At 39.0% G+C, this 18585-nt stretch carries 16 protein-coding genes and 1 tRNA gene; 5 read left to right on the top strand and 12 right to left on the bottom strand.

Annotation, left to right across the window (positions count from 1 at the left end; genetic code table 11):
- Positions 1 to 23: 23 nt before the first annotated feature.
- The 9 genes from H4075_RS06575 to H4075_RS06535 all read right to left on the bottom strand — a co-directional run bounded on the left by H4075_RS06575 (position 24) and on the right by H4075_RS06535 (position 7866).
- Complete coding sequence (locus H4075_RS06575; protein ID WP_182805268.1) at positions 24 to 2393, bottom strand: S8 family peptidase; 2370 nt, start codon at positions 2391 to 2393, stop codon at positions 24 to 26.
- A complete protein-coding gene (locus H4075_RS06570; RefSeq protein ID WP_182805266.1) occupies positions 2386 to 3501 on the bottom strand; it encodes an AAA family ATPase in 1116 nt (371 codons plus the stop codon). Before H4075_RS06570 ends, H4075_RS06575 begins: the two co-directional genes overlap by 8 nt.
- Before the next feature lie 337 nt (positions 3502 to 3838).
- Entirely contained in the window at positions 3839 to 4408 is a 570-nt protein-coding gene (locus H4075_RS06565; protein ID WP_182805264.1) for a DUF6985 domain-containing protein, read from the bottom strand.
- 79 nt (positions 4409 to 4487) lie between these two features.
- Positions 4488 to 4727 (bottom strand): hypothetical protein, encoded by a 240-nt coding sequence (locus tag H4075_RS06560; RefSeq protein WP_182805262.1) that lies wholly within the window; start codon positions 4725 to 4727, stop codon positions 4488 to 4490.
- Positions 4715 to 5071 carry a hypothetical protein gene (locus tag H4075_RS06555; RefSeq protein WP_182805260.1) on the bottom strand — a complete coding sequence of 119 codons (357 nt, stop codon included), beginning with the start codon at positions 5069 to 5071 and terminating at the stop codon, positions 4715 to 4717. The genes H4075_RS06560 and H4075_RS06555 overlap by 13 nt, the downstream gene beginning before the upstream one ends.
- Positions 5058 to 5327: a helix-turn-helix domain-containing protein gene (locus H4075_RS06550; protein WP_182805258.1), complete on the bottom strand. Its 270-nt coding sequence runs from the start codon at positions 5325 to 5327 to the stop codon at positions 5058 to 5060. The genes H4075_RS06555 and H4075_RS06550 overlap by 14 nt, the downstream gene beginning before the upstream one ends.
- Before the next feature lie 109 nt (positions 5328 to 5436).
- Positions 5437 to 6288, bottom strand: a complete 852-nt coding sequence (locus tag H4075_RS06545) for a hypothetical protein (RefSeq protein ID WP_182805257.1) — start codon at positions 6286 to 6288, stop codon at positions 5437 to 5439.
- Positions 6289 to 6291: 3 nt separating this feature from the next.
- On the bottom strand, positions 6292 to 7533 hold the full coding sequence (locus H4075_RS06540) for a site-specific integrase (RefSeq protein ID WP_182805255.1): 1242 nt from the start codon (positions 7531 to 7533) through the stop codon (positions 6292 to 6294).
- A gap of 259 nt (positions 7534 to 7792) precedes the next feature.
- A tRNA-Asp gene (locus tag H4075_RS06535) sits at positions 7793 to 7866 on the bottom strand.
- Between the two features lie 180 nt (positions 7867 to 8046).
- On the opposite strand from H4075_RS06535, the gene H4075_RS06530 reads away from it, so the two are divergent.
- Genes H4075_RS06530 through H4075_RS06510 form a run of 5 tightly spaced genes read left to right on the top strand, consistent with a single transcriptional unit; the run spans position 8047 to position 15839 of the window.
- Positions 8047 to 9018 carry a Gfo/Idh/MocA family oxidoreductase gene (locus H4075_RS06530; protein ID WP_182805254.1) on the top strand — a complete coding sequence of 324 codons (972 nt, stop codon included), beginning with the start codon at positions 8047 to 8049 and terminating at the stop codon, positions 9016 to 9018.
- 3 nt (positions 9019 to 9021) lie between these two features.
- Positions 9022 to 10437 carry a sugar transferase gene (locus H4075_RS06525; RefSeq protein WP_182805252.1) on the top strand — a complete coding sequence of 472 codons (1416 nt, stop codon included), beginning with the start codon at positions 9022 to 9024 and terminating at the stop codon, positions 10435 to 10437.
- A gap of 33 nt (positions 10438 to 10470) precedes the next feature.
- A complete protein-coding gene (locus H4075_RS06520; RefSeq protein ID WP_182805251.1) occupies positions 10471 to 12042 on the top strand; it encodes a M1 family metallopeptidase in 1572 nt (523 codons plus the stop codon).
- Between the two features lie 42 nt (positions 12043 to 12084).
- On the top strand, positions 12085 to 14922 hold the full coding sequence (locus H4075_RS06515; protein ID WP_182805249.1) for a M1 family metallopeptidase: 2838 nt from the start codon (positions 12085 to 12087) through the stop codon (positions 14920 to 14922).
- The gene (locus tag H4075_RS06510; protein WP_182805247.1) at positions 14922 to 15839 is read left to right on the top strand and encodes a GNAT family N-acetyltransferase; all 918 of its coding nucleotides are present in this window, start codon (positions 14922 to 14924) and stop codon (positions 15837 to 15839) included. Before H4075_RS06515 ends, H4075_RS06510 begins: the two co-directional genes overlap by 1 nt.
- A 120-nt stretch (positions 15840 to 15959) precedes the next feature.
- Here H4075_RS06510 and H4075_RS06505 read toward each other — a convergent pair whose 3' ends face one another.
- Genes H4075_RS06505 through H4075_RS06495 form a run of 3 tightly spaced genes read right to left on the bottom strand, consistent with a single transcriptional unit; the run spans position 15960 to position 18577 of the window.
- Positions 15960 to 16625: a 2-C-methyl-D-erythritol 4-phosphate cytidylyltransferase gene (locus H4075_RS06505; protein ID WP_182805245.1), complete on the bottom strand. Its 666-nt coding sequence runs from the start codon at positions 16623 to 16625 to the stop codon at positions 15960 to 15962.
- A 24-nt stretch (positions 16626 to 16649) separates the two neighbouring features.
- A complete protein-coding gene (locus H4075_RS06500; RefSeq protein WP_182805243.1) occupies positions 16650 to 17579 on the bottom strand; it encodes an isoaspartyl peptidase/L-asparaginase family protein in 930 nt (309 codons plus the stop codon).
- Between the two features lie 2 nt (positions 17580 to 17581).
- Positions 17582 to 18577 carry a bifunctional heptose 7-phosphate kinase/heptose 1-phosphate adenyltransferase gene (locus H4075_RS06495; RefSeq protein WP_182805241.1) on the bottom strand — a complete coding sequence of 332 codons (996 nt, stop codon included), beginning with the start codon at positions 18575 to 18577 and terminating at the stop codon, positions 17582 to 17584.
- Between the last annotated feature and the right edge of the window lie 8 nt (positions 18578 to 18585).

The raw sequence follows: 18585 nt of genomic DNA, 5'->3' as shown, positions 1-18585 counted from the left end.
TTCTCAATTGCAGCGTTCATGAATTAATTACCAAGCTTAATTTTAACCTGTTCCTTAATTTTAATATTCTTGTGTATGAAGCTGTACGTATCTAACAACTGAGTAACCTCATTATAAATATTCCCCTTTTTCTTTGTATCACGTATTGTCACGATAAGACAAAATTCCTGCTTAGGTGTAATATTTTGTTTTTCGCACATTGCTTCTGTAAAATCTCGATACACCCCTTGCAGTTTTAGATACCACTGCTTCGGAGCTTTTAAAAAATTCTCCCTGTTTGTATCTGTCAATTCATCAAAACTTACAACCCATTTCTTAACCGGTTGATACTTTCGTCCATAAGCCAGTAACACTCTCTCTTTGGTAAACTTATTATCGATATTCTTAACTGCCCTTTTACTGTAAATGCCTTCATCCAATAAATTTTTATTGCCTTCTGGTTTAATCGGGTTTTTGATATGAGGTAGCGTTATGTCTCTATCCACCTTTTCATCATAACTACCAAAATAAACATCCATGTTACTCTGGCAATATTCAGCACCTTGTGATGCATCCAGAATTGGAGAAGTCGCCAATGTTATTGTTACTTCTCCGTAAAAATAACCTTCTTCATCAACCATACTTTGTGGGTAAGGAAAATCCATGATGTTCACAAAACTTCCTTTCTCCAACGTATCTTGTAAAATCAATGTGATCTCATTTGGATCGTTAAACAATATATCCTTAACATTAGCTGGTAACCCAAATCCAGCCATCCGTATCTTCTCTGAAATATCTAGTGCCATTTCAGATGGATACTTTGATGAATGAATGACTAATGCTTTTAACAGTAAAGGATTAAACGCCTCGCTAATCATATGGTTAAGTCCCGCTGCTATCGCAGATACTCTTGGCGTAGAAAAACTGGTACCTACATTGTGGGCAATACTACCATCTGTAGAAAACGATTTAATACAATTCTTGACCAATTCATTTCTTGCATTCATACCGGCGTTACCTCCAAAATGCACAACATCAGGTTTTATTAAGTGTGAAGGTCCAGGGCCAACTCTTGTGAAAGGCGAAGGATAGTGTTTTTCAGCCAAATCAGTATCAATTTTTTCATGAGCGATTGATCCTACAACAATACTTCTTACAGAATCAGCTGAGCAGGTAATACGGCCTCTTGGCGCATTACGTAAAAAGTTTCCGCAGTTACCTGCCGACTTACAAACTAATACATTGTGCTGTTCCTGTATCTCATCTAGCGTTTGTGCGAAATCTGAAAACTTATGCATGTCGGCTTCTGTTTTTGTTCCTAATGATAAATTCCAAATCTTTATATGATCATATGTACTTATGGCTTCACGTATTTGTTGTATTAGTTCATGCTCGTAAATCTTTTGTTTAGTTTCGTCCGGGTAGATAATGGCCTCAAATAATTTACACTCCCCAAATCCGGTATAATTTTTTCCTTCGAGTTCGTCACCGTATACTAACACACCTGCAACGAAAGTCCCATGTGAACGATTAATATCATCTTCGACATAATTCGTATGAGATTCCTTCACAATCCATGGTGCCAAATGAGGAATTTTAGCAATGCCTGTATCTAATACTCCTACAATCGGATATTCCTTATCAGCCTCAGGCTTTTTAACTGGCAAATTATTGTCTTCTTGTAGTTCATCTAAACTCAAACTGAACGTTGGCATTTCACTAATACTCTGTACCCCATCAAATTCGATTAACTCTTCCAGATTATCTTTCGTGCTATTTGTTACACTATAAATATTTAAGTCGGCTGAATAAACTGTTTGTTGAAAATCAATACTATTTTCTTTGCAATAATTTTCAAATGCTCTAGTCAGCACACTATTTAAGTCATGATCATGATAGTTAAAAAGTTTGACTTTTAATACTTCCGCTTGGTTCAAATCAACATCCACGTCTGGAGCATAGGGAGTTAAATCTTCAATCGCAGAAATCCCAATTGCGACAGAAGGACTATAGTATTCCTTTTCAACGGCATTAAAATTCTCACTCATGTATCTCAAATCATCTGCATTATCAACCTTTACCAACAACTCATCTTTACTACTAAAACCTATCAAATTCAGTTTGCCATCAACGTTAAATAACTTTGCAATATCTTTTCTGTAAGATTTTGCAATCGCATCGTCGTTCAGTTTTAGCCGTATCACACTGGGAAGAAAATTGTCTTCCTCTACTTTTTTAATAAGTGAAGCAGATACACTAGCCAATACACTCCTGTAATAGGTTGATCTTTCACGAATCACTACTCGATCCTGAATCACCCATTCGGGCAACTTCCCACCACCAGAACCTTCAGTTGCTTGCTCATCTTTTTGGCGTTTTTCAAAAAACTTGATTGGTAAATTCTTGTCAGCCATTTTCTTCGTTTTGATTTTCTTTTAATAAATAATTCCTTACCTGCCTGATGGACACATCCATTTTTTCCGCAATCATTGTTTGCGCTACTCCTTGCTCATTCAAAAATTCAATCATTTTGTCCATGCTCACCGCACCATGATGATCAAACTCATAGATGTCAATCAGGATATCTTCGTACGACAAATTCTCGTCACCTCTTATAATTGCTTGTGTCATTGCATTATTAAGAATGGTCTTTATGTCAGATGGCGATTTGCCTTCAAGAAGTTTTACAATCCTTTCAAGCTTCTTTTTATCTTCAAACAAATTGCTATTAAACTGTTCCGTATACGTATAAAGCAAGCCTTTAATCTCTTCTTTATGTGGCAATCCAATTTCAATCACTGTATTGAATCTTCGCCAAATAGCCTTGTCGAGTAGTTCAGGATGATTAGTAGCCGCTATCAAAATATTATCTTGGGAGTAAGCATCTATATTTTGAAGTAAACTATTGATTACTCTTTTTAGTTCCCCTAATTCATATTGATCATCCCTTGCTTTTGCAATAGCATCAAATTCATCCAAAAAAAGAATGCACGGTCGACTATCAGCAAAGTCAAAAATCTTTCTGATATTTTTGGCGGTATTCCCTAAAAGAGACGAAACGATGGCATCAAATCTTGCAATGACTAATGGGAGACCTGTTTTTTCAGAAATATATTTTGCAACAGTTGACTTTCCGCAGCCCGGAGGTCCATATAAAAGCAAGGTATTTGATGCTTCGATTCCATGAGCCTTTAATTTGCCCTGATGTTTTACAGAATTAATAAAGTCATTAATTTTTGCTTGCGTTAATTTTTGCAATATAACCGGAGTGTTGTCCTGACGAGGCAATTCTACATCTACAATACTCATTCTACTTTCTTGGTCAACTGGTGTTGTCAAAAGCTCATCCATTGTTACTGTAGTTCGAGGTTTCTCCCTTTCAATAAGCCTCTCAACTAATTTTGCAGTCTTCTCATCTCCATCTCGTATTAATTTATCAATCAGCAGCCTAGCATAACTATATACCTTCTTAAAGTCCTTATTTAACCCGCCTTCTATTATTTTTAGTATTTCTGTGTACATGTGTTATAATTTTCATCTTTCCCGTACCAAAATTAAGTCAAACTGTAATACAAAAAAACAAAATCGTAATATTTTTTCTCAATTTCGTAATTTTTATAGCGACTTTTGCAATATTAGACTTCTTATCCGTGAGAATATTACTGGAAAACGTAAGAATTTGGATACCACCTGCATTATTTCATAGCAGCTTCTTTGCGTCGCAATGATTTCATCGTTTTATCTATTTTGTATGCCCGGAGTCTCACGCAGTGGACCTCGGAATTTCTAAACTCTTACTCCCGGGGTCGGTTACACCAGACCCAAGGCCAAAGGAAAGAAATCGTTATTGGGGATTGCATCAAAAGCCGGACTCGTGAAATTTTGACAACAATTCATCTTCTTCATCCGGTTTGTCGTAGGCGTCTGCTTCTGTTACATGCCCATCGATGCTGCTGATACGGGTTATTTTTTTGCCTTGTCGAAATACCAGTTGAAGTCCATGCTCCTGCTCCCATTCACATTCGCAGTCAATTTGAACATACATGTCTTGGTCTCTCTTGGTTCTTCTTGATACAAATACTTCATTGGGGTAAATGAAATTCCAGATCTCGTGTGGGTCGTTTAATTGTTTGAATGGTTGATCTTCTTCATCGTATTCAACAGCTTCTAAAAAGTCGGTACAATTTTTATAGGCCAGCGCTGTAATTGCTTTGCGGTTTGTAGCTGTAAGCTGCAGAAAGTTGGCAATGGCCTGGTCGGCATCGGCAATAAATGAACGATCCTGATCAGGTTCAAAGCCCACGTAGGTAATAGTCAATTTCTTATTTTCGAAAAAAGGAATGTTAACGGGAGCGCATTTCCACCATTCGGGAAATTGGGCATCTTGTTGCAGTTGCCCAATAATGTTGGACGTGATTTCAGTACTCATTGCACTAATATACTGAACTCGTAAATAAGTCACCGCACGTTGAGGTCAACTTATCGCTTATACTCTTACTTTAATTGAATTAGAAGATTTGCTTCGAACGTTCTTGCTCATGCAACTTATAAATATAATAACAACCGAAGCCAACGACCAAAACACAAGCGATGCCCAGAATAATTTCAGTGCCAGTAAGTCCCCCCTTAACGGTTGAACCAGGAGCGGTAGTTGCAGGAACAGTTGAAGAAACCACATGCAATGTAGTTGCGGGATAAAGACTTTGGTATAGCTGATCAAAGTCGGGCATAGATGTCAGAGTTTCCATAAAATGATTTTTTTGTTTTGTAGAATTGAAAATCCGTATTGATGCATAAAGACCTGATTGAGTCCGTTTACCTGCCGCTTTGTTTTGCAGATATTGAAATCAAAGCCCATTTCTTTAAGTACAGTTGGATCAATTTCATGCTGCTCCCCATAACTGCAATACAGATCTTTTAAAATTTTTTCATTGCGCCAGTAAGGATCCAACTGCAGACTACGCCCGGCGTATTGATCAATTGAACGCTGTTTTTTGGCCTCGTAGGCACAGTCTTCGTGGTAGCGGCGGTTGCCATGTGTAATATCAAGTTCTTCACCGCAGAGACGACATACTTTATTATGCTTGGTCATTCTTGGGTTTGTCGGATTTAATGAAGTCAATAACATCACTTAAAAAGTAGAAAATCTTGTTTTCAATTTTGTAGAACTTCAATCCCCATTGCTGGCGGTAGTTGAGGGCGGTGCGACGTGAGATTTTCAGCATGTTGCGGAGGTCGACGTCATCCATCACAATTTCTGAAGCAGGTCGGTGATTTTTCTCCAGCAATTGTTGAACTAATTTTTTGATTTCTTCATTTAACCCATCGGGTAATTGCTTCTTATTCATTTTTAGCTTTTTAGGTTAAAAAATGAAAGTAGAATAGGTTCAAGCTCTGTCAAAACAAAACACCCGCTTTTAAAAGCGGGTGTTTCGTTTTGAAAACTGCAATAACTTTTCAATTTGATTTCCCTTTGGGCTTCTTATTAAAAGAATCAAGCATTTTTGCCAGGAACTGACCTCGACTTTTCCTTTTCCCGTTGATTTCTCTTCTAGCGTCCGTGTATTGCTTATCCGTAATGTTGAACATTTCTGTTAATATTGGTTTAAGCTCTTTGTTTTCTTCAAAGTAACTGGATTCAGTGATTGCAAGTATGAATTCGCAGACATCGGTAGATGTACATGTATATCCGATTTTTGGGAGAAGTTTTACTTCAGGCAGAAATAAATAGGTCGAGAATATATTGACGATTCCATTCTTTAAAAATTGAAGTAAATGCTTTCTGAATTTAAAATTCGTATCTATTAGTTCATTACACAGTGGTAACAAATCAATAGAAGTAGTTTTGTAGTTATACCAATCGTCCTCAAGTTCTACAAGAAAATAATTGTCATTATTTTTTGTACTGTTAAGTTTTAGCCATGAGTCATAATTCATTTCTTCCTTTTTAAGATCTACAAATCGAATTATATCTTTAAACTGACTATTCATAACATATCCAAATGCACCTTCTTTTGCAAACTTCTCTACCTCGGTATCAAGATAGTGGAGTAATTCCTTAAGCTTTTGGCTCATATCATCGTTTTCCTTTTTCTGTGTATCATTTTTATTTATATCATTTAGAATGATGACTTCTTTTATCTGGATTTTATTATAAGCATTATATTCTAACAATGCATCAACTTGTGATTTGGCATTAGTAACCTCGTCAAATACTGTGGAGGTTCCAACGATATAGTTTACGTCAAGCCGCTTTGTAAAAGCCATAAGTTTCTCGTCAAACTCTTTACAGAAAATTTCAAAATCCATACGTTAGTTTTTTAGTAAGTTAAATAAATCCCTTGTTTCCCGTTCAATTTTAATGGCGGTAACTTTCGCATATTTCTGTGTTTGAGAAATCTTACTATGCCCCAGCATTTTGGAAACACTTTCCAATGGCACTCCGTTTTCCAAGGCAAGGGTCGTAGCAAACGAGTGACGACCGCAGTGCGATGAAATTTTCTTATTGATACCCAGCAATGCGATCAGTTCTTTTAAATAGATATTGAATTTCTGATTGGAGATACTGGGAGCAAGGAGAATTTCCGGATCGGCGCTTTCCCAGCCTGGCAACCATTCATCTAATTGTTGTTTTGCCGGAGGAAACAACGGCAGTAAAAATTCCACGTTGGTTTTTTGCCTTTTCTTGCGAATCAGATACTGATCGCTTACCGGATTATACTCAATGTGTCGGCGTTTTAAGTTTTGTAAATCGATGGATGCAACGCCGGTAAATACACAAAACAAAAACAGCTGTCTTGTTTTTTCAAGATATGCTTTTGCCGGTCGATATTCTTTCATCAATTCAATTTCCTGCTTCGTTAATACTTGTATGTCCACATCCTTATAGGTAAGTCGCTTTCCTGCAAAAGCATTTTGCGAAGTCCATCTGTTATCAACTGCAATACGATAGATCTTTTTAAAGATCTGCAACAGCTTCATTGCCGAGTTATGACTGTTCTTACATTCGCTTTTCAGAAATTGCTCAAAGTCGTCAATGAAATTGCGGTTGATCCGGTTGAAGGCGATATCGTTTACATTCAACTGTTGTTTCACAAAAGCTTTTAAATGCTTCATGCAGGTATAATGTTTCAGGATATTTGATTTTTGACTATCGAGCTTATTGTGTTTTTCCATCTTCAACAACACATTGCTGAAAACACCAAACAATGAATAGGTTTTCTTTCCTTCTTCTGCAAACGCAAAATCAACCATTTCCCGAAGGGTTGGCTCTGCACTGTTACTGGTGAGTAAATAATAAGCCCCCATCAACTTTTGCTTCATTTCATCGAGGGTTTCCGTTAACAGGTTTTGATGTACGGGGCTGTTGCTGATGCTGTGGGTTTGGCTATCCCATAAATCAAACGGAATTTGGATGCCGGTGCTTTTATCAATCATTACAAATTGATAGCTGATGCGCAGATAGATGACCGCCTCTTTATCGGACAGTTTTTTCCGTTTTGGATATACCAGAAACTGAGGCTTGGCTTGTTGTGAAATCTTTGTCTTATTCATACTCAAATTGTTTTACAAATTTCCTGAGTATGCACGTTGAGCCTTGCGGCAGAATAGAGAAGCGATGAGCAATCTGGTGAGGGGCTGATGGTTGCCTGTGATCGGAATAATCTTAGTTGATACTTTCGATCAGGCAGGGCGCAAAAAAAGCTCACCATATTCTGGTGAGCTTTTTAGTGAGTCTGTGCGTTTTGGTGAGCATTTATTTTCTGAGATTCGCATCCCTGCTCGCTTTTGCGCAATTTTGGTCTTTTAGAAGCGGACCGGACGGGACTCGAACCCGCGACCTCCGCCGTGACAGGGCGGCATTCTAACCAACTGAACTACCGATCCAACTACCCTATGCATGAATGCCTGATCAAGAATCAATTATCATTCATTTTTCGGGACGGCAAAGATAGGGGTTTTGAATATTTCGTAAAAAATGTTTTTCATCTTTTTTTACGAAAAGAACAATACCAGGTAACCCCATAACAACCATAGTTTATATTTGCCCCTACTTAATTGAATTACATGCTCAAAATTGCTGTTTTTGGCACAGGTCATCTCGGAAAATTTCATCTCAACAACTGGAAAGAAATTGAAGGTGTTGAACTGGTTGGGTTTTACGACCCCAACGACAAAGCTGCAAAGGCCGTGGCTGAGAAATACCAGCTTCAACGTTATACCGATCCTGAAGAGCTGATGTCGCTCTGCGATGCAGCCGATATTGTTGCCCCTACCAATTACCATTTTGAACTTTGCCAGCTGGCCGTACGGAAAGGCAAGCATGTGTTTGTGGAAAAGCCCATGTGCAATACTATGGATGAAGCGAATGAACTGGTTAAACTGGTGCGTGAGGCGAATATTAAATTACAGGTAGGTCATGTGGAAAGGTTTAATCCTGCTTTCCTCGCTGTGAAAGATCTGAAATTAAACCCGATGTTTATTGAAGTGCATCGTCTTTCACAATTTAACCCGAGAGGAACAGAAGTAAGTGTAATCCTAGATTTGATGATCCACGACATTGATATTATCATGAGCCTTGTGAAAAGCGATGTAAAGAATGTATATGCCAATGGTGTTGCCGTGATGACTGACACTCCCGATATTGCCAACGTTCGTATTGAATTTGATAATGGTTGTGTGGCTAACCTCACCAGCAGCCGCATCAGCATGAAGAAGATGCGGAAGATCCGCTTGTTTCAACGTGATGCTTATATCGGTATCGATTTTCTTGAAAAGAAATCAGAGATCATCCGCATGAAAAATCCTGACGACAAAGAAGCATTTACATTTGATATTGAAACAAACCATGGAAAGAAAACAATCGCTATTTCTAACCCGGTTGTGAAAGAAGTGAATGCCATAAAAATGGAACTTGAACATTTCAGAGATGCCATCTTATATGATAACCCTATACCTGTAAGTGAAGTGGATGGATTAAGAGCAATGGATGTTGCACACCAGATACTTCAAAAAATTCAGCGTACTACTGCTGTATAATTCATGAACCAAACACCACGGATACATATTGGCTGGTATGTTGCTGCCGATTGGCTTTCTGCAACGTTTGCGTGGGGATTGTTTTACCTGTTACGGCGGGTGATACTTGGCGAAGCATCCACATTATTTGATCAGGTATTTGACAGTCGTTTTTTTGCGGGCATATTGCTTGTCCCGGTATTCTGGCTGGTATTGTATCACCTATTTGGCACGTACAAAAATTTATACAGCAAATCAAGATTACAGGAACTCACCACTACTTTTTTTTGCTGTCTGCTTGGGTGCGTGATCCTCTTCTTTGCATTGTTGCTCGATGATCGTATTATTTCATATACGTTTTATTACAAAGAATCGATCTTGCTTTTTGGTCTGCAATTCAGTTCTACCTGGTTGCTTCGTTGGATCATTCTTACCAATATCAAACAACAGTTTCTGGCAGGAAATGTAAAGATCAACACGCTTATCATTGGTGCAAAGCAAAGCGCCATCAAACTTTACAAAGACATTAAAGAAAGCAGCGAAACACAAGGCTTTCATTTTTCAGGATTCCTTTACCCCGGCGACATCAGCTCAAATGGCCTCAGCAAATATTTACCTGCATTGGGAAAGCTGTCAGATCTGCCAAATGTGATCAGGAATCACAGGATTGAACAGGTGATCATTGCTACTGAAGAATCAGAACGGCAATTGCTCGAAGAATCGCTTAGCATTTTGAGTGAACATGATGTAAGTATTAAACTCTTGCCAAATACCATTGACATTCTCTCCGGTTCAGTTCGTACCAGCAATGTATTTGGTGCAATGCTCATTGATCTGCACACCGGCATGATGAGTGAGTGGCAGCAAAACATTAAACGTTTAATGGATATCATTGCGTCTCTACTTTCGCTGATATTGTTATCGCCACTCTTACTGTTTGTAGCCATTAAAGTAAAACTGTCATCAAAAGGGCCCGTGTTTTATTCACAAGAAAGAATCGGTTTAAAAGGCAAGCCTTTTTATATTCATAAATTCCGTTCCATGATCGTTGGTGCAGAACCAAACGGGCCGGCACTATCATCAGAAACTGATCAACGCATTACATCCTGGGGTAAAGTAATGCGTAAATGGCGGTTAGATGAATTGCCCCAGTTCTGGAATATTCTCAAGGGAGAAATGAGTTTGGTTGGGCCAAGACCTGAACGCAGATTCTATATTGACCAGATAGTTGCAAGTGCTCCTTATTATCGATATCTGTTAAAAGTAAAGCCCGGCATCACTTCATGGGGCATGGTGAAATTTGGTTATGCGGAGAATGTAGAACAGATGATCGAACGCAGTAAATATGATCTCATCTATATTGAAAATATTTCGCTTGCGCTTGACATAAAGATCATCATTCATACTATTCGCCTGATCTTTTTAGGCAAAGGCAGATAAGAAATATAAACCGTCAACTCTAATTTATAACAGATGAAAAGACTTGCCATTCTTATTCTTACACTCACATCTATAAATGCATCTGCACAGCAGAATTACTGGCAACAGGAAGTACATTACACTATTGATGTTAAACTGAATGTTGCTGATAAATCTATTAACGGGTTTGAGCAGTTGGAATATATCAACCACTCTCCTGATACACTTACCTATATCTGGTTTCACCTTTGGCCAAATGCTTACAAGAACAACAGCACAGCCTTGTATAACCAATACAAAGAAGGCGACAAAGCAGGGTTAAGCAAGTTTAAAAAAGCAGATAAAGGATATATCGATAGTCTTAATTTCAAGATCAATGACCAATCGATAAAAGTAGAAGCAGATAAAGAAAATATTGACATCGTTAAGCTGATTCTTCCACAACCATTGCTTCCGGGTAACAAAATCAACATCACAACTCCATTCTATGTAAAGTTCCCGACTTACTTTTCAAGAAGTGGTTTTATTGATGATGCGTTTGCCGTTTGTCAGTGGTATCCAAAGCCTGCTGTATACGATCGGAAAGGATGGCATCCTATGCCTTATTTGAATATGGGTGAATATTACAGCGAGTTTGGTTCTTTTAACGTAAATATCACGGTGCCATCCAACTACATTGTAGCAGCAACAGGCTCATTACAAACTGAAGATGAATTACAGAAGCTGAAAGCAGCAGGCAAAGTAAACAAAACACGTACGAAAGATTTTGAGCGTTATACTGTGAATACATCTACTCCAACAAAAACGCTTCAATACAAAGCTGAAAACGTACATGACTTTGCTTGGTTTACCGATAATGATTTTATTGTGCAATACGATACGCTTGCGCTTGCTTCCGGTAAAATAGTTGATGCATTTACATTCTTCACTAATAATGCAAATACGCAATGGAGCAATAGTGTTGATCATGTAGAAGATGCTGTGCGTAACTATTCAAAATGGATCGGCGAGTATCCCTACCCGACAGTAAATGCAGTTGAAGGACCAGGCAATGTATCGAGTGGAGGAATGGAATACCCGATGGTAACGCTCATTACAAGTCCATCTGCAGATAAAGAAACACTTGATGCAGTGATCACACATGAAGTGGGGCATAACTGGTTTTATGGAATACTCGGCAGCAATGAACGCTTACATGCGTGGATGGATGAAGGATTGAATACGTTCTTCCAGTTCCGTTACGAAGCAGAAAAATACAGGAGTAATTCTGTATTTGGCAACTCTTTGCCAGCTGAATTGAAACAGCGTGGTCCTTCAGAATTTCTTGGTATTGTTTACAATGCATTGAATGAATTACCAATGAACGAAGCAATAGAAACAGCTTCTGAAAAATTCAAGACCAAAGATGAATATGGCATGGTCGTTTATCTGAAAACCGCCATCTGGGCATATTTGCTTGAACAGGGACTTGGGAGCGAAGTGTTTGAAAAGGCCATTCATACCTATTACGATAAGTGGAAATTCCGCCACCCCTATCCCGAAGATTTCAAGCAGGTGCTGGAAGAAGTGAGCGGTAAAAATCTTGATGCTTACTTTGAACTTTTAAAACAGCGGAGCAAACTATAGGTGTAACGGAAAGAAGATGTTATTTTTGAGAAAACCCATTGAGTGAAATATATCCTTTCCCTCCTGCTGCTAATCGTCACCCATTCTCTGCATGCCCAGCAAACATACTGGCAGCAGCAGGTTAATTTTAAACTTGATGTTACGCTCAACGATGCAGAACATAATTTAGACGGTTTTGCAAAAATTGAATACATCAATAACTCGCCTGATACATTAAGGTTCATCTGGTTTCATTTATGGCCCAATGCGTATCGCACAGACAGAACGGCTTTCAGTGACCAATTGCTCGAAAACGGTCGTACAGATTTTTATTTCTCCAATAGTGAAGACCGTGGCTATATCAACCGTCTCGATTTTCGTGTAAACTCCGTGCTTGCAAAAACAGAAGATCATCCCCAGCATATCGATATCATTAAAGTGGTATTGCCACAACCATTGGCACCGGGCGCATCCATTGAACTCACAACTCCCTTTCATGTAAAGTTGCCGAAGAATTTTTCCAGAGGCGGGCACATTGGCAAAAGTTACCAGGTAACGCAATGGTATCCGAAACCGGCTGTGTATGACCGTTATGGCTGGCACCCGATGCCTTACTTAGACCAGGGAGAATTTTATAGCGATTTTGGCAATTATGAAGTAAAGATCACAGTGCCGAAGAGTTATGTGGTACTCAGCACAGGCAACTTGCAAACCATTGAAGAATTGCAATGGCTGAAAGACAAAGCAAAGGTTGATGAGCCCCAAAAAATCATTAAAACAAAAAAGCCTGCGCCGACAACAAAAAAAACAACCAAGCCTCTACCGGTTATTGCAAATAAAGAGGAAACAAAAACACTTTTCTATACACAAACCAATATTCACGATTTTGCATGGTTTGCTGATAAAAAATATCTTGTTCGTTATGACACCATTCAGTTAAACAATAACCGGGTTGTTGATGTGTTCACTGCCTTTTCAGCAGAAAGTAAATCTGTTTGGAAGAACAGTACACGAATGATAAAAGATGCGGTTCGTTTCAGAAGTAATACGATTGGCGAATATCCTTACAACACAGTTGCTGCTGTAGAAGCAAAGATGGGCTTTCAAGGAGGCATGGAATATCCATGTATTACCTCCATTTCTCCAATGGCAAATGAAAAAGCACTGGAAAGTGTTATTGAACACGAAGTTGGGCATAACTGGTTCCAGGGAATGATCGCCAATAACGAACAGGTTTATCCCTGGTTTGATGAAGGCGTCAACAGTTACTATGATAAGTGGTTTGAAAAAGAGTTGAGTCGTTATAAGCCAATCGCTAAAAAGAAAAAAACTGTTCAGTTAAAAGCAGATGAAGCAATGTTCCTTGAAACGTTTGAACGCTTACATCTTGCACAGCCATTAAGTACAACAGCAGATAGTTTGACTGAAGCTAATTATTCATTGATCGCTTATGAGAAAGGTGCACAGTTCATGCAGTTATTGGAAAACGAACTGGGCAAGGAAGCACTCAGTAAAGCAATGCAGCAATATTTTCAGCAATGGAAATTTAAGCACCCTTATCCTTCTGATCTGAAAGCTGTGCTTGAACAAAGCAGTGGAAAAAATCTTGATTCTGTTTTTGCATTACTACACCAGGAAAGTTCTTTGCAACCACCCGAAAAAAAGAAACTTCGCCTTTCATTGCTTGCAGCAAATAATACCAACACAACAAATGCACTGATCATTACGCCTGTTGCAGGAATTAATATGTATGATGGATTCATGATCGGAGCTGCTTTAACGAACTATACATTTCCGCCAACAAAGTTCCAGTTTATTGTAGCGCCTATGTACGCTACCAAGAGTAAACAGCTGAATGGTTTTGCACGAATGAGCTATACCATATATCCGGCAAAAACTTTTCAACGAATTACACTTGCAGTAAATGTATTGAAGTTTAACACAAATGATTTTGTTGATACAGCGAATCAGAAATACATTACCGGTTTCAGGAAACTATCGCCCACTCTTAAATTCGTATTTGCTGAAAAGAACCCCAGAAGCACAAGAGAACGTTTTATCCAATGGAAAACTTTTTTACTGGATGAGGATGATCTTCGCTTCAAAAGCGATACGTTCCCAAATGGAGATCGTTTTACAAAAATTTCAACGATAAGTGCCAGCCGCTATTTGAACCAGCTTCGTTTTGTGATACAGGACAAAAGAGTTCTTTATCCCTATCGTGGTGAGTTAATGGCTGAGCAGGCAAAAGACTTTGTGCGATTGGCATTTACCGGTAATTACTACTTTAACTACAATGAAAAACTTGGTGCAGACATCCGGGTGTTTGCAGGTAAATTTATTTATCTCGGTGAACGAACCATCAGCAAACAGTTTGGTACAGATCCCTATCATTTGAATTTGTCGGCGCCAAAAGGCTATGAAGATTATACGTACAGCAATTACTTTGCAGGACGTAATGAATTTGAGGGCTTCGCCAGTCAGCAAATGATGATGCGTGATGGTGGCTTTAAAGTGCGTACTGATCTGTTGGCGAATAAAATCGGCAAGACAGATGATTGGCTGATGGCACTTAATTTTTCAACAGACATTCCTGATCAGATCAATATTCTGAATATACTTCCCTTTCGTGTTCCACTGAAACTGTACATGGATATTGGTACTTACGCTGATGCATGGAAAGCCAATGCAGAAGGAAGCAAAGTATTATACAATGCAGGGTTACAACTGTCGTTACTGAAGAACACGGTTAATATTTATGCGCCGTTGCTGTACAGCAAACCTTATAAAGATTATTTCCTGTCAACAATAACCGAAAAACGTTTCCTCAAGAACATTTCATTCACAATCGATATTCAAAACTTCAGTTTGAAAAAGATCGACCGCCGCATGCCCTACTGATGCCACAGATCAAGTACATATCACACGCTGAAATTGATAAGCAAAAATGGGATAACTGTGTGCAACACGCAGAAAATGGTTTGATCTATGCTTACTCCTGGTATCTTGATACAATGGCTGATCATTGGGATGCTTTAGTGTTGAATGACTATGAAACCATCATGCCGCTTACATGGAATAAGAAATACGGCATTCATTATCTTTTTCAACCTTATTTCTGTGCAAGCCTCGGCATCTTTTCAAAAAATCAAATCAATGCCGTAGTAACAGAAGCATTCCTGAAAAAAATACCGAAGCGTTTACGTTACATTGACATTTACCTTAATCACAACAACCTTTTTCCTGTCGAAGGCTTTCAGTTAACGGAACGGCTGAACTTTATACTTCCATTAAATAACCCTTACACTGAAATAGCAGAGCAATACCGAACCAACCTGAAACGAAACATCAGGAAAGCAGAACAAAGCGGTTTGGTTGCAAAACAAAATATTCCCGTAGAAGACATTATTGCACTGGCAAAAGAAACGATGCAACGTGTTTCAGCAATCAGTGATGAACAACTGGATCGGTTTAAAAGCTTGTTTGATTTAGCTAAGAACAAACAGCTTGCAGAAACGTTGGGTATTTATAATAACACTAACCAACTGCTTGCATCTGCCGTATTTCTTCATTCTCACAATCGCTGGTATTATATCCTTGTCGGCAATCACCCAAATGGAAAAACATTAGGCGCTTCGCATTATCTCATCGACCGTTTTATAGCAACTCATGCCGGCACAAATACAATACTTGATTTTGAAGGAAGTGATATCCGCAATCTGGCATTTTTCTATAGCAGCTATGGCGCTATAGAAGAACGATATCCTGCGTTGCGCATGAACCGCTTACCGAAATTATTGAAGTGGTTGAAGGAATGAGTGATGAATGATGAATAATGAGTCCTGAGCGAACCTGTCCCGCAATAGGCGGGAGTCGAAGGACGGTACAGTCAATCAGCGATAGTCGAGATTGACTTAAACAAGCAGCCTTAAAACATTTTACGCTTCCAGTATATTCTCTGCTATCACCAAGTCGATCGGGTTCGTGATTTTAATATTCGTTTCTTCTCCTTGTACAAGTGTTACTTTCAAACCAAAAGCTTCCACAACATTTGCCTCATCGGTAAACCATGCTTTGTAATCGATAGCAAAGGCAGGAAGTAATATTTTACTATGAAAAGTTTGCGGTGTTTGCACCAATCGTAGTTTACTTCTGTCAACAGGATCATTTCCTTCTTCAGTGATCATCCGCACACTGTCACGACATTCAACTGCAGGAATAGCACTACCTGTTTCCGACGCAGCAGCATAACAACGTTGAATCAATTCTTCACTTACCAGGCAACGCACTCCATCATGTACAAAAATAATCGACTCTTCTTCGATCAGCTTTAACCCATTTTGCACAGAATGAAAACGTGTTTCGCCACCAACAGTAAGTTGTATGCGTTGCGCATCAAAAAAACCATCGATGATCTCTTTGCCCAACTCCAAATGTTCTTCCGGCAATACCACGATCACTTTACAATCAGGCAATGCTTTCAGAAAAGCATCGATGGTATAGTATAAGACAGGCTTATTCTTTAAGAGTAGAAATTGTTTAGGAAGGACAGAACCCATTCGTTTACCGGCACCGCCGGCCACAATTACAACATATGTTTGCATAGCCTCAAAGATAAGAGAGAGTTTTTACTTGTAGATAGCGATCTGTTTTTCGCCCCTGCTGTGTTGCATGGCACGGTACATGCCTTCGCTGTTAAAGATCATAGCAGTGTTTGCATTCCCATCGACGCCGATCATACCACCTTCGCCATTGATCTTAACCAATTTATCGAGGGTAACAATTTCCATTGCTTGCTGAAGGTTCATGCCTTTGTATTCCATCAGGCAACTGACATCATAAGCTGCAACGGCACGCAGAAATAATTCGCCATGACCTGTACAGGATATAGCACACGTTTGATTGTTGGCGTATGTACCAGATCCAATCACCGGCGTATCGCCAATGCGGTTGAAATTTTTATTCGTCATGCCGCCGGTACTTGTTGCTGCAGCAAGATTTCCATTTGCATCACAAGCCACAGCTCCTACTGTTCCGAATTTTTTCTCGAGTTGAATATTATGATCAAGTGCTGCACTGTTTTCGTTCTTTACCAATTGCCATTGATCGTAACGAAATTGCGAAAAGAAATAATCCTCCGCTTCCAGTTGCAACTGCTGTTGCTTTGCGAACTGCAATGCACCGTCACCACTCAGCATCACATGTTCACTTTTTTCCATGATCGTTTTTGCCAGAAGCACAGGATTCTTTACACTACTAACACCGGCAACTGCACCTGCTTCCAATGAAATACCATTCATGATGGCTGCATCCATTTCATGTCCACCTGTTTTTGTAAACACAGAACCTTTGCCTGCATTAAATAAAATACAATCTTCGAGGGAAATAACAGCGGCGGTAACTGCATCAATTGCATTGCCACCTTTTGATAACACTTCGTATCCGCTTGCAACAGCATCTGCAAGACCTTTTGTATAAGCAGCTTCCAGTTCAGGTGTCAGATCTTTTTTAAGGATCGTTCCTGCTCCACCATGTATCGCAATTGAAAAATCACCCATGCTTAACTCAATAATAATTTACACTCCTGTATCAAACGCTCACGGTTAATCGCAGCAGTACCTACTTCTTCACAAACCAATCCACCTGCAATATTTGCTACTTCTGCCATCAGCTCAACATCTTTTGTGGCCGCATACACAAGTGATGCAACCGCAATCACTGTATCGCCTGCTCCGCTAACATCTGCAATACTGCGAAGATGAGATGGAATAACAGCAGCATTTTCTTCGTTTTGATAAAACACTCCCTTTTCAGAAAGAGTGATAAATGAAATATGATGTTGCAATTGAGATTTTAACTCTGCATGAATATGACGAAGAGACTCTTCATTCACAACATCAACCAACAGATTCAATGCATCTTTTACTTCTTTCAGATTTGGTTTGAAAACATCAACTGACTTATAAGAAAAGAAGTTTTTACGTTTTGGATCAACGGTTGTAATAATGCCATGGTGTTTGCAAAGAGCAATTGCTTTCTGAATGACGTGTTCTGTTAACACGCCCTTGTTGTAATCTTCAAAAATGATCACATCCGGTTTTTCCTGTGCAATGAATGTTTGAAGCGCAAGAATCAACCTGTTTTCATCTTCATAACCAAGATCGGTTGCAATTTCTTTATCAAGGCGCATCATTTGCTGATTACGGCTGATGATCCTTGTTTTACTTGTGGTTGCACGCTTATCGCTGCCAAGTAAAAAATCTGTTTTGATCTGTTGATGTTCCAGTAGTTGACGTAACTGTTTACCATCATCATCATTACCAATTACACTAAGAATAGAAACAGAAGCACCTAACGAAGCAATGTTCAATGCAACATTTGATGCACCACCAACACGGTATTCTGTTTTATCTAATGCAACAATTGGAACAGGCGCTTCAGGTGAAATACGTTCTACATGTCCCCACATATACGTATCAAGCATTACATCACCAATCACACCTGCTTTTAGTTGCGAGAACTGTTGAAACAATTGATCAAACTTCGAAACGCTCATAGTAAAAT

The organism is Lacibacter sediminis (assembly GCF_014168535.1).
GTDB lineage: Bacteria > Bacteroidota > Bacteroidia > Chitinophagales > Chitinophagaceae > Lacibacter > Lacibacter sediminis.
The sequence above is the reverse complement of the archived record's forward strand: the minus strand, read 5'-3'. Positions and strand labels throughout refer to the sequence as shown.

Excerpts from the sequence above, each read along its gene's own strand:
- H4075_RS06575 (WP_182805268.1), bottom strand. The coding sequence starts at position 2,393 with ATGGCTGACAAGAATTTACCAATCAAGTTTTTTGAAAAACGCCAAAAA.
- H4075_RS06570 (WP_182805266.1), bottom strand. The coding sequence starts at position 3,501 with ATGTACACAGAAATACTAAAAATAATAGAAGGCGGGTTAAATAAGGAC.
- H4075_RS06565 (WP_182805264.1), bottom strand. The coding sequence starts at position 4,408 with ATGAGTACTGAAATCACGTCCAACATTATTGGGCAACTGCAACAAGAT.
- H4075_RS06560 (WP_182805262.1), bottom strand. The coding sequence starts at position 4,727 with ATGGAAACTCTGACATCTATGCCCGACTTTGATCAGCTATACCAAAGT.
- H4075_RS06555 (WP_182805260.1), bottom strand. The coding sequence starts at position 5,071 with ATGACCAAGCATAATAAAGTATGTCGTCTCTGCGGTGAAGAACTTGAT.
- H4075_RS06550 (WP_182805258.1), bottom strand. The coding sequence starts at position 5,327 with ATGAATAAGAAGCAATTACCCGATGGGTTAAATGAAGAAATCAAAAAA.
- H4075_RS06545 (WP_182805257.1), bottom strand. The coding sequence starts at position 6,288 with ATGGATTTTGAAATTTTCTGTAAAGAGTTTGACGAGAAACTTATGGCT.
- H4075_RS06540 (WP_182805255.1), bottom strand. The coding sequence starts at position 7,533 with ATGAATAAGACAAAGATTTCACAACAAGCCAAGCCTCAGTTTCTGGTA.
- H4075_RS06530 (WP_182805254.1), top strand. The coding sequence starts at position 8,047 with ATGCTCAAAATTGCTGTTTTTGGCACAGGTCATCTCGGAAAATTTCAT.
- H4075_RS06525 (WP_182805252.1), top strand. The coding sequence starts at position 9,022 with ATGAACCAAACACCACGGATACATATTGGCTGGTATGTTGCTGCCGAT.
- H4075_RS06520 (WP_182805251.1), top strand. The coding sequence starts at position 10,471 with ATGAAAAGACTTGCCATTCTTATTCTTACACTCACATCTATAAATGCA.
- H4075_RS06510 (WP_182805247.1), top strand. The coding sequence starts at position 14,922 with ATGCCACAGATCAAGTACATATCACACGCTGAAATTGATAAGCAAAAA.
- H4075_RS06505 (WP_182805245.1), bottom strand. The coding sequence starts at position 16,625 with ATGCAAACATATGTTGTAATTGTGGCCGGCGGTGCCGGTAAACGAATG.
- H4075_RS06500 (WP_182805243.1), bottom strand. The coding sequence starts at position 17,579 with ATGGGTGATTTTTCAATTGCGATACATGGTGGAGCAGGAACGATCCTT.
- H4075_RS06495 (WP_182805241.1), bottom strand. The coding sequence starts at position 18,577 with ATGAGCGTTTCGAAGTTTGATCAATTGTTTCAACAGTTCTCGCAACTA.